At 71.4% G+C, this 15,143-nt stretch carries 9 protein-coding genes; 2 read left to right on the forward strand and 7 right to left on the reverse strand.

Annotated features, from left to right (window positions below):
* The first annotated feature begins 224 nt into the window (after positions 1-224).
* A complete protein-coding gene (locus tag F4554_RS25170; protein ID WP_179789868.1) occupies positions 225-554 on the forward strand; it encodes a hypothetical protein in 330 nt (109 codons plus the stop codon).
* A gap of 123 nt (positions 555-677) precedes the next feature.
* Positions 678-1,355: a response regulator transcription factor gene (locus F4554_RS25175; protein ID WP_179789869.1), complete on the forward strand. Its 678-nt coding sequence runs from the start codon at positions 678-680 to the stop codon at positions 1,353-1,355.
* Positions 1,356-1,410: 55 nt separating this feature from the next.
* Here F4554_RS25175 and F4554_RS25180 read toward each other — a convergent pair whose 3' ends face one another.
* From F4554_RS25180 to F4554_RS25210, 7 genes are all read right to left on the reverse strand, one after another.
* Positions 1,411-3,345 (reverse strand): DUF6861 domain-containing protein, encoded by a 1,935-nt coding sequence (locus tag F4554_RS25180; RefSeq protein ID WP_179789870.1) that lies wholly within the window; start codon positions 3,343-3,345, stop codon positions 1,411-1,413.
* A gap of 286 nt (positions 3,346-3,631) precedes the next feature.
* Positions 3,632-4,420 (reverse strand): hypothetical protein, encoded by a 789-nt coding sequence (locus tag F4554_RS25185; RefSeq protein WP_179789871.1) that lies wholly within the window; start codon positions 4,418-4,420, stop codon positions 3,632-3,634.
* A gap of 25 nt (positions 4,421-4,445) precedes the next feature.
* Positions 4,446-5,795, reverse strand: a complete 1,350-nt coding sequence (locus tag F4554_RS25190) for a hypothetical protein (RefSeq protein WP_179789872.1) — start codon at positions 5,793-5,795, stop codon at positions 4,446-4,448.
* Between the two features lie 17 nt (positions 5,796-5,812).
* On the reverse strand, positions 5,813-7,951 hold the full coding sequence (locus tag F4554_RS25195) for a hypothetical protein (RefSeq protein WP_179789873.1): 2,139 nt from the start codon (positions 7,949-7,951) through the stop codon (positions 5,813-5,815).
* Positions 7,948-9,786, reverse strand: a complete 1,839-nt coding sequence (locus F4554_RS25200) for a baseplate J/gp47 family protein (protein WP_179789874.1) — start codon at positions 9,784-9,786, stop codon at positions 7,948-7,950. Before F4554_RS25200 ends, F4554_RS25195 begins: the two co-directional genes overlap by 4 nt.
* A complete protein-coding gene (locus F4554_RS25205; RefSeq protein WP_179789875.1) occupies positions 9,783-14,723 on the reverse strand; it encodes a baseplate J/gp47 family protein in 4,941 nt (1,646 codons plus the stop codon). The genes F4554_RS25200 and F4554_RS25205 overlap by 4 nt, the downstream gene beginning before the upstream one ends.
* Positions 14,720-15,142 (reverse strand): GPW/gp25 family protein, encoded by a 423-nt coding sequence (locus F4554_RS25210; RefSeq protein ID WP_179789876.1) that lies wholly within the window; start codon positions 15,140-15,142, stop codon positions 14,720-14,722. Before F4554_RS25210 ends, F4554_RS25205 begins: the two co-directional genes overlap by 4 nt.
* Between the last annotated feature and the right edge of the window lies 1 nt (position 15,143).

A 15,143-nucleotide genomic window follows, 5' to 3' on the forward strand; every position in this document is an offset into this window, starting at 1 on the left:
CCACGTTCAAAGAGACCTGGATGACATGAGTGACTGGTCGGTATCAGTTCGTAGCCAGGTGGCAGTAGAGCTTTCGTGGCTGTCCCCAAGCCAGGCGTCGCGTCCACCACCACATCATCATCGGACGCCGAAACCCCATCCGGTGTCCTCTTCCCCGCTTGCAGCGCCTGCCGTCTGGCTCACTCACACGGGTAGAAGCGGAGTAATTTCAGATGCAAATTAACATGTATTACAAGATGATCACCGCATTCGTTGGATGCGTGGCAACCTGGGCTGTTGCGGCCCTTCAGGACGGCGCGGTCTCGCCCAATGACTGGGGCGGGCTCGTCATAGCTCTGGGAACTGCGGTGACGGTCTACGTGGTGCCCAACGTGCGCGGAAGCGTAGGCGCCTACGCCAAGACGTTCGCTGCCGTGTTGGGCGCGGCCGGGACGTGGGTCTCCAGCGCTCTGCCGGCCGGCGTCACCGGTCAGGAGTGGGCGGCTCTCGTCTTGGCTGTCGTGACCGGACTGGGCGTCTTGGCTGTGCCTGGACCCGTCTCCGACCACACGTGAACAAGGGCCGAGGTGGACGCTTCGCTCACAGGCTCGCCTGCCGGCATGTCCTAGGCGCCCGTAAGGCCGTGCGTACAACCACCGACGGACTCGACGTCGCGCTCTGAGATGACCGGGGGCAGGATGCGCATACTCGTCTTCTCGCCGGTACGCCTGTTCGGCGAGGGCATCAGCGCATTCCTGCTTTCGCTCAACCGGTTCGACGCCGTGTTGGTGGAACACGACGCAACCGCGCTCGAAGCCACCGCCGTCGAGTTCCGCGCCGACCTTGCCCTCTTCGACGTCACCAGCGAAAAGTCCCTCCCGGTCGCCCAGACCCTGAAGGCGTTGTGCCCGGACGTCATGACGATCGCGATGGCAGTGCCGGAGGTGGCCGAGAACGTCATCGCCTGCGCCGACGCCGGCTTCGCCGCCTACATCCCACGCAACGCCTCCGCCGCGGAGATGCTGGCAATCGTCGACCGTGCGCTGTGCGGCGAAACCGTCTGCGCACCGCGTATCGCCCGCTCGCTGTTCGACGAGCTGTCCCGCCGCCGGGCCACCCACCCACCTCCCGATCCGGACGATTGCCTCACACTTCGGGAGATCGAGACGGCGCGAATGCTGGCCCGTGGCCTTTCCAACAAGGAGATCGCCAGGGAACTGCAGCTGAGCGTCGCGACCGTGAAAAACCATGTGCACTCGGTACTCCAGAAGTTGCAGGTACGCAGCCGCGCCCAGGTCGCCACCCTGCTGGTCGACAACCCCTGGGTACTTCGCTTTCCGATCAGCCGCCCGGTTGCCTCCAGGTTGGATGCGTGAGCGACGGGTCAGCCTCCCGACGCGCTGGCGACTCACCTCCGCGTGCAGGAGATCTTCAGTTGGGCTCCGCAGTCGGGCTGGGAGGACCTGTCAGCCGGCCGGTGTCGAGAAGGCCGCCGCCGCCATACCGCGCCTGGTACTTCCGCAGATGTTGTTGCCAGGATGTGACCGTCGTGGCGTCGAACCAGTCGTCGCCGGGAGTGCGCAGGGAGGAGTCGATGAAGTCCGGCTCAGGCACGAAGTCGGGAGCCGTGACCACCGCTGCCAGATCGGGGTCGTTCATCACCGACTCCTTGGCGAACGCATCGATTCGTGAGCCACGGTGGCGGGCTGCAGCCCTCGGATTGGTCCTGATGTCGATCTCCTGGTTTCGGGTGTAGCCCTCGACCTCGAACCGCGCACGCGCAGCGTCGACGTGCTGCTGCAGCCGCTTCCTGAGCCAGGCTCTGCGGACGCTCGGAGGCGCGGACGGCGGTGGCGGCGCGGTTGCTCCGGGCGGCCTGTACGGCTTCCGTGGCGCACCGGGAACCTCACCTTCGTCGGCTGTACGGCGCTCCCGCGGGCTGTTCAGTTCGTCCGGATCGGAGGGGCTCCGCCGACCGCTGCCGGTGCCCTCGGTCAGCTCATCGTGGACGGCGGCGATGTCCTCGGCGGTACTGCCGGGGTGCGGCTCTGAGGTCGCGCGGCCGCGGTTCGCCGCCGGTTGCGGCTTTGGCGGTCGGGACGTGCCGGATCGCCGGGTCTCCACGACCGGTTCCAGTGCGGGTGGGTGGGTCTCGACGGTGAAGTCATCACCTACTCCCGACGCGCTGGCGCCGCCGCTGCGAGGCGGCGCTGACGCCTTCGCCTCCGCGGACCCGGCCGTGGTGTTGGCCCGCTCGACGGTCTTCCGCGTCGTCGACCCGCGTTGCCTTTCGGCGAACCACTTTGCCAGCCGGCTCTCGCCGACGGTCTTCGCGAACCTTGTACCGGACAGGGCCTCACCGCCCTTCTTCATGAGGTAGGCGGCCACGACGACAAGAATCGCGCTGACGAGGATCCCCAGAGCGTCGGCAAGAGTCTGGCCCGCCTGGTCGATCTTCTTCTTGTCTCCATTGGCGTTCCAGACCTGACCGATGAAGCTGGCGAGCTGCCCGAGCAGGCTGCCCGCGACGCTGACGATCGCCTCGATCAACATCGCCAGGCCGTATGCCTCCAGGATGAGCAGCCCGACCTCGAAACCGATCTCCGCGCCGGGGACCGCGCCGACACCGCCGAACAGGGCGCCGATCAGGGCGCCGACGGCGGTGCTCACGCCGAGGATCTTTGCTGCGTCGACGGCGAAGTCGACCAGGCCGGTTAGCAGACCGAGCGCCGCGTCGCCGGCGTGGTGCGTGATCGAAGGCAGGATGTACTTGTGTGCCGCCGCCACGGCGTCCCGAAAGTCCTTCAGCTTCTGCTCGATCTTCTTGACGAGGCGCGTCACCTCGCCGGTCACGGTGCCGCTGCCGACGTCCATGCGCGCCGCGAAGCCGAAGCTGGGGATCCAGAGGTCGTAGCCGGCCTTCAGGAGGGTGTCGGAAGCATCGCGGCCGCTGATCAGCCAGTTGCCAACGTCGTCCATCCAGTCAGTCTTGACGACGAAGGCGTCGCCCTTGTTCACCGCTCGGATCGCGTTGATGAAGTGGTTGATGTTCTGGTCGGCGGTGCTTTCGTTCCCGCGGATGCCGTACTGCTCCTTCACCAGCCCCCAGAACGTCTGGCCGCTACGGATCCGCACCATGGTCAGGCCCGGATCCTGCTCGATCAGGTCGCGCGGGGGAAAGTGAATCCGAGGCGCGTAGAGAAAGCCGACGCCTTTCGTCGCCGTCGCCACCTTCTGCCAGCCGGGGTGCAGCGACTCGTCCTCCACCACGTGAACGCGGGCACCAAAGGCCAGCTTGGCCATGGAGGTCGACGTCTGGTCGGGACCGGCACGCAGGTTCAACCCTTCTTCGCGAACGAACGCCACTCGCCGAGCTTCACTCCGCTGAGCCGCCTCAAGATCGACCCCGACTGGCAGAGCATCGGCTCGGGTCACCACGCCCCCGGCCCGTTGAGTCTCGCTGACGTTGCCTGCACCGGTGGCCGGCCTGCCAACGACGGCCGACACGCCGCGGTTGCCCAGGCGACGCTGCAGGTCGGCTGGCGCCACCTGGGCCGATCGCCGCGCTGCGCCCGCGGCAGCCGGCGGGCGACGTTCCGGGCCTGCCCGGTGGGTCGGAGACGCCGGTGTCGGAGTCGGAGTCATTGCTCCTCTATCCCTTCTCCGGAGCCCGCTTTTCGAGGGCGGCGACCCGCTCGGTGAGCTTGGAAAGCTCGTTCGCCATGGTCGTTACTGTCCCGACCAGATCGCCAGGGCCCGCGCAGACGGCTTCTACGGGCTTCACCCACCGCCGTCCGCTGGTGTCCGGCTGGTCGACGATCCCCCTGTCCTTGTCCAGCGCCACGCACCCCAGCAGGATCCAGCTCTCCCCGCAGCCGCACGCGGAGCATGCGGTCAGCGCGGTGCACGCCGAGGTCTCCTCACCCGGCCTCCGACGGCACACCCGGTCGCCCAGCGCGTCGAGCTCCGGCTCGGTGAACGCCTTCACCATGACGTAGTCACGGACCCGGCGGCAGTCGAAGCGGGGCTCGTCGAGATCGCACGTACAGGCATCGTGTGGCGCCTCGTCGGAGGTGATGCGCCGCACGGCGATGCAGACCCTGTCCGGCGGAGGCTCGCAGGCGCACGCCTCGGGGCTCAGGTCGAGTTCCACGGGGGCGCACAGTTCGATCGGATAGCCGCGGCCGTCGATGGCGACCCCGCGGTCGACACACAGCACCCAGCCGCCGCGATCGGACTGCTTGGGCCGCAACGCCAGGCCGCACACGACACCGCACCCGAAGAAGGCTTGGAACACGGTGAGCAGCAGGCTGGTCGGGTAACGCATGGCCGCGTCCAGGTCGTCCGCGGTGACGATCATGCCGTCGCGGAACGAGACGGCTTCGATGGTGGTGGGCTTGGTCGTCTCGGGAAGTACGTAGGTGCGCTCGGTGGTCGTCATGGCTCTCTCTCAAGGGTCAGGGCGGTCAGTCCGCGGAGTTGTCTGCGGTACGAGAGTCGACGCGGTGGCGGCGGGCAACGCGGAACGCCGAGACGAAGTCGCCGCCGGGCCGCTCGTGACCGCGCTCACCATGCGCGATGTCGAGGGGGCGGGCGTCCAGCATGCGTCCGCAGGTGTCGCGCAGCAGCTGTCCGCGGATCGTCACCTCGACCTGGGCCCCGCCGAACAGGCTGGATCGCCGCCCGGTCACTTCGGCCGCCAGCCAGTCCGACTCCGGCACGAGCCGGACGACGCACGCACAGCGCTCCGCGTCGCCTTCCTCGTCGACGTAGACGAACCGCATCGGCACCTGCCGGGGCAGCCAGTAATCGGCGTCCTCCTCCTGGGTGCGGACGGTGACGAAGATGCCGGCTTGGTTGATCGTCGCGATTCGGACCGGCCGGGTGAACCGAATCTCCAACCCTTCGGCGATCCGCTCGGCGAACTCCGGCCACGGGACTCGTTTCCGCCAGCCGCCATCTATCCAGTCCTGCCACGAGATCTCCTCCACCCGCGGCAGCCGAACGTCGCAACCTTTCACCAGCTCGTAGAGCAGCGGGTTGCGGTAGACGAAAGGCCGCACCGCGCAGACGTCGGGCGACTCCGTCGCGAATCCGTAGCACGGCTCGCAGCCCGGATCGGCCAGGTTGCGTATCTGCACGCAGGCGATCGGGACGCAGACGTCGGGATCGGGGTCGTACCACCAGCCGTCGAGGCCGGTGGCGCACAGTTCGCCCGGCTCGGCGAGCACCCAGTCGACGTCCGGACTCACCGGGACGTTGCTGGGGTCGGGGCCGGGGCGGGCACCGGTACGGCGGCACACATAGGCGTCGTGGCCGATGCACGCACCGTCCGGGTGGTGCGCGCAGTGCCGGTCGACCGGGGCGCACTCCGGTCGCAGGGTGAAGACCACACCCTCCTTCCGCCACTGGGCCCGCTCGCCCGCGAACGGGAAGCAGCCGTCGGTGTCCGGGAGGTGGGTGGCGAAGTGCGCGCTGAGGGTGTAGCTGCCCTCCGCGGTCGGGGGCTCGCCGACGATGTCGGACGGCCTGATGTGACCGCCCTTCCAGTAGAGCATGCGTCCGTGGCGGTCCAGGGCGAGCCCGCCGGTGAGCTCGACGCACCCGTGCTCGACGATCAGGGCGCCGTCTTCGTCGACGGCCAGCCCGAGCCCGACGACCACGCCGTAGCCGTGCACGGCCCGGTTCAGCAGCTGTTCCCGCAGTATCTCGTCGGCCAGGCCCGCGTTGAGCTGGTGTGCGGTCAGCATCTGGCGGGGCCGGAAGCTGGGTCGGGCCGACCACACGCTGCGCTCCGCCGGGTTCTTCGTGGGCATCGATCGCTCCTTTGTCGCTAGTGGAGTCGTTGGGGGCCGCCGAGGGGGCCGCCGTGGTCGAGGAGGACGGGCCGGCACGGCGGCGCCGGCAGGGTCCACGCGTCGAGCCGGGTCGTGGCGCCGAGACGCCAGTGCACGGCGCTGTACAGCGCTGCAGCGTCGAGCTGGAAGTCGACGTCCAGCCTTCTGCTGCGGTCGGCCGCATCCGCGGCGGTGTAGTGGACCTGGAGGCGGCAGTGGGCGGGGACGAACGCCGGCATCAGCCGTTCGATCACCGGCTGAAGCGTCGTCCGCTGCTCCGGGTCGACCTCGACGGTGACCGTCACCGTGGTGGCCCGCTCGGCCAGCACGAGCTCCGGGTCGGGACAGCCCCGGCCCAGTGGGGTGCTGCCGAGGACCATTCCCCCGGCCCGCGCGGGCGCTGGCCGCTGCGCCAGGCTCACGGTGTCGACGCCGAGGCGTGCGGCGGCCGCCCCGACGGAGGGGCCGCCTCCCGTTCCCAGGAACCACGCGCCGGGTTCGTCGGCGTGGTCGGTCACGGTGGCGCGGTTGTCGGTCACCAGGTCCAGGAGCAGTTGCAGGCCGCCGCACGTGCCGCGCAGGTCGAGCAGTTCCGCGGCATGCTGCAGTAGCTGTGATCGGATCGGGGCGGGCAGGTCGCCCAGCGGCGGGAACCCGAGCCAGCTCAGCAGGTGGTCGGTGCGGGCGTCGTCCGCGGTGGACGGGTCGACGCGATCGGGTAGAGCGGCTAGTTCGGCGTCGAGGCCGTCGAACAGCAGCTCGTACGGTGCCACGATGCGGCGCAGCTCCGCGGCGGCCTGTGGGTTCTCCCGGTAGATGGCGGGCAGGTCGTCGAGGTAGGAGACATCGGGGTAGCGCACGCGGAGGGCGACCAGGGCGGGCGGGACGCGCCCTGGCGGGGTGTGCAGCCGCACCCGAAGCCAGAGGGTGGCCGCGGCCGCGCCGTCGAGCAGCGCTGCCAGCTGCTCGACTTCCTCGGTGTCGGACACCCCGCTGTAGGCGACGGCCTGGTCCTCGCACCACGGCAGCAGGGCATCCAGCTGGTCCACGAGATCCGCGGGCGCCGGCCCGTCGAACAGACTCGCCGCCCGGTCCACCGTCGACAAGTCGTCGGTCGCGGCCCAGGTCACGTCCATTGCTGTGCCGACGGGCAGCACCACGTCGATCTCGGCCCGGTCCCAGCCCGACCGAGACCCGGGCGGGGAGACCAGGGCCGGAGTGATGAAGGTCGACGTCCGCTCGCCGGTCCGCCCCGGCCGCGCTGCGATGTCCGCCAGGCCGTGCGCGCAGGCGACGACGAGCCCTGCCGGGCCGCCGACCAGCGCCGTCGGCCGTCCGAGCGGCAGCTCGAGATCCTGGTGGTCCTCGACACTGCCGGTGAGGTTCACCGCCTGGTAGACGGCGCGGTCGTCGGACGTCGCGGTGAGCAGGTGGATCCGGGTGCCACGGGCAGCGGTCAGCAACGTCCGGCGGCCGTGGTGCACCTGGTCGAGCCCGATCGCCGTGACGGCGCCGGTGGCCGGGTCGACGACGTAGGCCTCCGTCGACACCACTGGGTCGAGCACCACCAGCCGATCCCCGGCGACGGCCACGGTGGGCGCGTCACCCTCGAGACCGGGCACGGGGAACGGTGGCCGGCAACTGCGGCCCCAGCAGTCGACATGACGCAACCACCACCGGCCCGGTGATCCGGCTTCGGCCTCGACGAGCCACACGCCGTCTCGACCGTCCTCGGCGGCGTCGGAGATGGCCGGACGGACGACCGGGGTGAGCCGCTGGAGCGTGTCGGCGGCGTAGCGGTCGAGCCCCCGGTCGGTGAGCACCCAGAACAGGCTGCGTCCGCGCAGAAGCCTCCGGGCCGGCCCGGGGCCGTCGAGCGGGCCGACCAGGACCGGCCCGCGGGTGCCCGGCAGGGCCCGGCGCGCGAGCGTTCTCGTCGGCCTTAGCCACCACAGCACACCGCGGTCGTCGACCGCGGGCAACGCCCCCGCTTCGGCCGCGCCCGGGACAGGCACGACGCCCAGCTGGTCGGGGACGACCAGCCGATCGCCGCTTGGAGCCAGGTTGCGCCGCGCGCCGGCCGCCCACTGCGCGGGCAACGCGAACCGGTACATCCGCTTGTCGACGACGGTCATCGCGCCCGCCCTCCCCCGATGGAAACCTCCACCTGTCCGGCCACGACGAGTCCGTCCGTCGGCACTTCGACCGGATCCGAGCCGAGCGGGCCACCCGCGGCGCCCACCCGCACCGCCACGACCTGCTCCACCGCGGGCACGTCTGCGGCCAAGGCCTCCACGTCGACGACGGTCAGGTCCCGGCCCAGCGGCCATGCCAGCGCGGCAAGCCTGCTGTGGACCGCCGCTTGCACCGCGGACTCGACGTCGCCGGCCACCGCCCCGGCCGCGATGGTCACCGTCACCGCGACGTCGACGGCCACCACCGCCGGGCCCTGCACGACCAGCCGTTCGCCCAGCACCCGTCGGGGCGCGAGCCGGGTGGCCACCTCGTCGAGGTACGCCTGCGCGGGCCACACCGGGGCCGGTGGCCGGCCGCGGCCCGACCACGGCGGCTGGCGGGGAACGACGACGAGCGTGCGGATCCCGTCCACGCTGCGGCCGGGGAGCCTGCGGTCGAACCGCGGAAGTACCTCGGCGCGGCCGACCGCCATCCCGGTGAGACCGTTCGCGGCTGCAGCCAGTTCGGCGTCGGTCAGGAGCGCGGCCCGGGTGACGGCGACCTGCCGCGCCGCGCGGGCGAGGTCCTCAGGCGCGGTGGGGTCTGCACCGCCCGCGAGAGCCGTGCGGTTCTGCCCGTAGGCCCGCGGCCCCAGCGCAGGCACCGACCAGGTCAGGCCGGGTCGGAGGTTCCCGCCCGCGCCGAGGGTACGGACCAGCCCGGTGTGTCGGATGTCGGTCCCGAGCTCCGGCCGACGGCCGTTGACCCCGTTGCCGAACAGCAGGTGGTCGCCGAAGGCGACGTAGTGCGTGTCCTCGGGGCCGGACCGGGCCAGGTCGGCGCGGGCCTGCCACGGATCGTCCCCCACCCGGATGTCCGGCGGGCCGACGAGGTCGGTGGTGTCCACAGCGATCACCTGGTCGGGTTGGCCCGTGCCGACGCCCAGCACGGCGGGAGCGTCCCGGCGGAGCTGTACGACCGGGAGCGTGTTGATCGCCACAGCCCGAATCTGCGGGGCCACCGGGAAGAAGCCTTTGTCGAACCTCAGCCGCAGCTCCGCGGCACCTGCCGCGGTGCCCGCAGGGGGCACGGCCAGGATGACGACTCCCGTGCGGGCGAGCCCTGCCGTGCTGTCGCGCACGACCTTCAGCTCGACCCACCCGGCGGCCCCGGCCCGGTAGGCGTACCCGACCGGACCCCATGCCCGGTCGCCGGGCGCGGGCGGTGGGCCGGGCGGCGATGCCACCTCGACGCCGAGAGCGACCCGGGCGGGGCCGGTCGCGGCGAGCGGCCCGTCGAACCGGAGGGTGACCGTGGTGTCGGCGGGACTGCCGATGTCCCACGATCCGACGCCGGCCGGTGGCGCAAGCAGCTCGTCGCCGTCGCGGGTCAGGCCGACGCCTGTGAGAGAGACCGCCGGGAGGTAGAGCTCTGCATCGACGTCGAGGGTGAAGCCCACGTCGAGGTGCTGAAGGCAGACCACATCTGCGCCGGCTTGCACGATCCGCCCTTCCGGCAGTGGTTGGGCGGGCCAGACCAGGCCACGGGCGGGCGTCGGGCCGCTTGGCCGCTGGCCGAGGAGGGCGGCGAACGCGCGGCGGTACCGGCCGCCGACGAAGCCCGCCCGGAAGACCTGTTGGTCGACCACCCAGGCCAGCAGGTCGACCAGGGTCATGCCGGGGTCGTGCAGGTTGTGGTCGGTCCAGTCGGGTGCGTAGCGGGGGATCTCGCCGCGCGCCAGGTCCACCAGTTGGTCGAACTCGATGGTGTCGAGGTCTGGGACGATGTCGCTCACGAGGCCTCCTCGACCGCTGTCACGAGCACGGTGACGTCGGCGGGCTCGGCGGTGACCTGGCCGTCGGCAGGCGGCCGCGGGTCGGTCGGGGTGAGCTCGACCGACACCACCCGGTCCAGTCCGTGCACCGTGCCGAGTGCCCGGAGCACGTCGCTGCGGGTGGCCGGGCGCCCGAACGGCCACCCGGTACCGTCCGGCCCGCCCTCGACCGGATGGAACAGGCGGGTCAGGACCGCCTTGGCCGACTGCTCGACGTCGGCGAGCACCGCGCGTGGGGCGGTCAGCTGCACGGCCACCGCCACCCCGACGTAGGTGGGTGCCTTCACCACGATCGCGTCCGGGCCCAGCCCTCCCCAGCCCGTGGCTCGTAACAGCGCGGCGACCGCCTCGCGACGGGAGAGCGTCGGGACGGGGCGTCGGGTGCCGTCGCGCACCGAGAGGGTGACGGTGATCGGGGTACGCGGACCCGGTGGCGGGGCGCAGTGCGCGCGGACAACGTCCGCGGCGGACGCGACTGCGAGCGCCTCGACGTCGGCGGGGGTCAGGGCCCGGCCCGCGTGCCGGAGCAGGTCGGGCGCGGTGGCCAGAAGGGAGTCGCGGGCCGCCTGGTCGACCTGCGCGGCGTCGGTCCCGCCGACCCCGCCGGCGGCGTCGACCGGGAGGACGACCGCGTCGACGCCCTCGACGGCCGAGGTCAGCTTGGCATCCGACCAGGCGGCCACGTTGCCCGCCGCACCGCCGCCCTGCTGGTAGGCGAAGGCCCGGATGCCGTCGCGGCCGGCGGGAGGAATCTTGCCGCTGCGGCCGTCCCCGAACATCACCCTCCCCGAGCCCGGGTCGAGCAGGTAGACCCGCGCGTCCGCGGCCTGCCCCAGCAGGCCGTCCACGCGCTGCCACAGCACCCACGAACCGGGGAATTTCTCCGGATCCGTGACGACAATCGGCTCCGGCCCGTCGTACCCGGCTTGAAGCGTCACGAGCTCTTCGTCGCTCAGCAGCTCGCGGACCCGAAGCTGCACGGTGTCGGGAAGCACCGGTGCCGCGGCGAGCGCGACGGTCAGCCCCGGCCCGCCGAGGCTGGAGCCGAGGATCTCGTTCTCGACGGTCCGTGCCTGGCTGACCTCGACCGTGTTGAGGTAGACGCCGCGGACCTCGGGCGCCCAGGCCGCCGTGCCGGTTCGGAACCGGAGCCAGATCCGTTCCCGTCCGAAGAGCCGGACCGTCACCGGGTCGACGTCGATCGACAGGGTGACCATTCCGCGGCGGCGCAGTGCGGCGGTGCGGTCGTCCACGCCGACCGCGTGCCAACCGTCGGCCGTGCGCAGGTCCACGTTGACGGTGCCGGTGCCTTCCTGGTCGACGGCGTCGACGAGCAGCGACATCGACCCGACGCCGACCGGGCCGGTCAGCCCGAGAAACAAGGCCCGCTCGCCGGTCACCGCCACCGCGCCCTGGAACAGGTCGAACCGGGCCTCGGGCACCACCGCGGCCTGGGTCTGGTCGCGGACGTCGAGGTTGTTCTCGACGAGCAGGACCTCCGGAGCGAGCGTGTCGGCCAGGATGAAGCGGGCCTCGATCGCCAGGACTTCCGGTGGGTGCATTCTGGAGGTGTCGACGGTGACCGACTGCACCCCGTCGCTGGTGCGCACGTTGCAGCTCGGGCGGCCGTAGTCGCCACCGATGAGCCGCGCCCGGATCCAGTAATCGGTCTTGCCGCCGATCTCGGTCGGCGCCAGGTCGTCGGGCACCGTGAAACTGACCTTCCCTGTGCTGGACAGGTTCGCGGTGCCGTCGACGAACCCTTGCTCGATGCGCCGCCAGCCCTCGCCGTCGTAGTACTCCCACGACAACTCGGGGCTCTGGTAGCCGCGTTCAAGCGTGTTCTCGGTCCAGGTGGCGCCCGCCGCCACCGTCCCCGGCAGCACGACCGTGCCCGTGGCGGCGGGCCGGGTGGCCCACGCGTCGGTCAGCTGCACCCACACTGTCGAGTTCGCCTTCGTCTGGCGCTTGGCCCTCTGCCGTACAAGGCCCGCTGGGGACTCGAAGTCGAGGGTGTCGACGGTGTCGGTGGTGTCGAGTTCGGCCAGGGTGCCCAGTTCATCGGGCTGGACGGTGCCGGTGGCCTGGATGGCCGCCGTCCGGTAGGCGGGCGTCGCTGCGTTGCCCGCCACCGGCGCGCTGAGGCCGGCGATCCTGCCGTCCAGGGACTGCACGACGTAGGCCGCACCGGCGATGATCAGCCGGCTTGTGGGTGCGGTGTCGGTGTCGGCGGCGTCGAGCTGCAGCTCGGCCCGCTTGGCGGGGTCCGGGAACGACCCGTAGTAGGCGGTGGGTCTGACGTAGCGGAGGAAGGTGAGCGCCGTGCCGGGCTGCAGCGCCGGCTTGTCGATCTGGTAGATGCGCAGGTGGCCGTCGACGAACCGCCGGATGTCCTTCCCGAGCTTCACCAGGAATGCGGGACTCCCGATCTCGACCCAGTGTGGAAGCTTCTGGGTGACCGGGGCGACGATGTCGTGCAGTTCGTAGCCAACGGCGTCGGATGCGAGCGGCGCCCGGAAGATCCGCTCGTTGGTTCCGCCGAGGATCACCTCTGCCTGGTCTTTGCCGGCCCGCAGCAGCATCGGCCGCTCGGTGGGGGTGCCTCCAGTAGGCGGCGGAATCGTCGTGAGATCGTCGGCGTCGGGCCAGATGATCGCCCCGCCGGCGCTCAAGGCGACTGTCACCGGACGGCCGTCGACGCCGAGCAGCCCGGGGTTGGCGTGCAGCGTGGTCATGGAGCGCACAGTGGCCGCGAGGCTGTCGCCGGATACGGACACGGGAGCGTCCGTGCCTGCGAGCAGCACGCCGTGCAGCTTCCGGCCGGTTGTGGCGTAGGCGACCCAGAGGCGCTCTGATGTGTCGGCTGAGTCGGTACTGCGGAACCGGGTGGCGGCGGGCGCGGTGTCACCGGCGGCGGACCCGTCGCCGGCCAACGGTTTCCAGGTCGCGGCGAGCTGCGCGGCGGGGGCGGCCGGCGCGATGCTCGCCAGCCACACGGCGCCGGTCGGGTCGATCGCGACGAGCTCCGCCCGGTCAGGGCGCTTCGGCCAGTCCGGGCCCTGCACGGGGGTGAGCTGCCAGGTGCCGGTGAGCGTGGGTGCGCCGGAGCCGTCGATCCGCTGCCAGGTGGTCCCGATGGCCGTGCCGTCGTCGGTCACCTTCAGCGCGTGGATGGCGTTCCCGGCCACGGTGAACAACAGCGCCGCCACTCCCGAGCCAGGCGGGGCGGGCACGAGTACCGGTCCGGGTGGGCGGCCGTTGGGCGGCTGACCTGCCGACGGGGTGGGGGGATCGGGCAGCTTTCGCCAGGTCCCCTCGGCCGTTGGGACCCCCTGGTCGCCGGAGCGGTGGATCCGGGCCGTGTACAGCTTTCCGTCCCGGGTGGTGGCAACGACCAGGTCGATGCCCGGAGTGGTGGTCTCGACTGCGCCGGCGTTCGCCAGCAGGAGCCGGTTGCCGTCGGAGTCCGCGGCCTGCAGCACCTGCCAGCGCAGGGTGCCGTCCGGGCGGAAGGTCAGCTCCTGAAGGTCGCCGTTGCGCCCGACGCCGTATCCGTGGACGGTCGCCGGGTCGGCCACGGCCGCGATCTCGAACGTGGCCAGCGACGAGTCGACCATCGTGATGTCGATCGTGGCGGTGGCGCCCTTCTTGGACAGCGCCTCGGGGGCGGCGAGGGCGAACGCGTCGAACCGCAGCGGCTCGGACCCGAACGGGAGGAACCGCCCCGCTGTGGAGAGCGGGGTGCCGTTGTGGAAGGCGCGCGCGATGGTGCGGCTGCCCTCGGCCGGGTCCTCGTCGGCCTGCCCAAGTGAGGCCACGGCGACGCGGATCTCGGCCACGGGCGAACTGAGGCTTCGCAGGCGGCTTACAGGACCGTTGAGTTCGGCGCGCAGCCAGCGGCCCTCGCGGCCGTCGACCTTGACCTTGTCGACGGTGCCCGCGTCGGGCTTGACCAGGTTGAGCGTGCCGCCGGTGGTGCCGCGCAGCTCCAGCGGGTGCCAGGCGGGCTCCTGGTCGCCTTCCTTCGTGCCCCACATCGAGTAGGTCACGGCGAGCCCGGTCAGCTCCCGCGCGAGGTAAGGCGGGGCAACGGCAAGGGAGATCTCGGCGGCCTGCTTCAGGTCGAACAGCGCCGAGTGCCCGACGTAGAAGGCGTGGCGCTGCAGGTTACGCAGGTCGAACGAAGGGAACGAAGCGATCCTCCGCACGGTCGCGGCCGCGGCGACCGGCGCCTCCAGCGAATCCAGGAGGGTCACGATGCCGGTGTTCTTGTCGACGGTCGCGATCCGGTAAGCCGCGGCCCCGATCCGCAGGACGTCCCCGGCGGCCAGCCCCACGGCCGGGCTGAGCTGCACAGTCTGGCTCCCCGCGCCCGCCGGGCTCACCACCGCGTAGCTCCCCGGCGCCGGGTCGGGCGCGGCCGTCGCTGTGACCTGCGAGGGCGCCTGCTCGATGCGGTCGGCTGCGGGGTCGGCGCCGATCAGCTCGGCGAGTCGCCCGGGCACTACCCGCAGGCCGCCGCGGGTCTCGAACGGGACCTGGCCGCCGCCGGCCACGGCCACCGTCACCTGCGTTCTCGCCGGCGCGAACACCGGGAGCGTCGCGCCCTCGACGAGCGCCATGGCCAGCACACCTGTGGCGGCCCGCGGCGGCGATGGCGGCAGCCCGAGGAAGTCGAAGAAGGCCACGGGGTCGCGCTCGGCCGTCTGGTCGAGTCGCCGGGTCGTCTCCTCCCCCAGCCGGGCCGCGATGGCGAGGAGGGCGGAGGCGAAGTCGTCGCGCTCGCCGGTCGGCACCCACAGCGGAGTCAGAGCCGACGCCAGGCGGCGTAGCTGCGCGCGCAGCGCCGCGGCCCGGCGAGGATCTACCGGTGGCAGGAGGGTTCGGTAGCTGCTCATTGGCTCGCCGATTCCTGGAAGTAGAACGGGAACACGAAGTTGCCGGGCTGGTTGGTGGCCCGTACCTCGTAGTCGATGACGATGTCGAGGTAGCCGCGCGCGAGGTTGGCGGTGCCGACCGCCACGTTCTGGACGAGGATGCGGGCCTCGTAGGTACGCAGGGCGTCGCGCACGGTGGTCTCGATCTGCGAAACGACCTGAGCCGTGACCGCCGCGAACACCAGATCGTGGATCCCGCACCCGAAGTCCGGGCGCATCACCCGCTCGCCCTTCGCGGTCGTGAGGATGATCAGGATCGACTGCCGGATGTCCTGTTCGTAGGACACCCGCTCGACCAGGCCCGTCTCGGAAGCGATCCGTGGTGGGAAGGCCCATCCGGTGCCCAGGAACTCACGTCCCCGCTCCTCGCCGGCAGTCATG

The sequence above is a fragment of the Actinopolymorpha rutila genome (assembly GCF_013407855.1).
GTDB lineage: Bacteria > Actinomycetota > Actinomycetes > Propionibacteriales > Actinopolymorphaceae > Actinopolymorpha > Actinopolymorpha rutila.

Excerpts from the sequence above, each read along its gene's own strand:
- F4554_RS25205 (WP_179789875.1), bottom strand. The coding sequence starts at position 14,723 with ATGAGCAGCTACCGAACCCTCCTGCCACCGGTAGATCCTCGCCGGGCC.
- F4554_RS25170 (WP_179789868.1), top strand. The coding sequence starts at position 225 with ATGTATTACAAGATGATCACCGCATTCGTTGGATGCGTGGCAACCTGG.
- F4554_RS25195 (WP_179789873.1), bottom strand. The coding sequence starts at position 7,951 with ATGACCGTCGTCGACAAGCGGATGTACCGGTTCGCGTTGCCCGCGCAG.
- F4554_RS25210 (WP_179789876.1), bottom strand. The coding sequence starts at position 15,142 with ATGACTGCCGGCGAGGAGCGGGGACGTGAGTTCCTGGGCACCGGATGG.
- F4554_RS25190 (WP_179789872.1), bottom strand. The coding sequence starts at position 5,795 with ATGCCCACGAAGAACCCGGCGGAGCGCAGCGTGTGGTCGGCCCGACCC.
- F4554_RS25185 (WP_179789871.1), bottom strand. The coding sequence starts at position 4,420 with ATGACGACCACCGAGCGCACCTACGTACTTCCCGAGACGACCAAGCCC.
- F4554_RS25175 (WP_179789869.1), top strand. The coding sequence starts at position 678 with ATGCGCATACTCGTCTTCTCGCCGGTACGCCTGTTCGGCGAGGGCATC.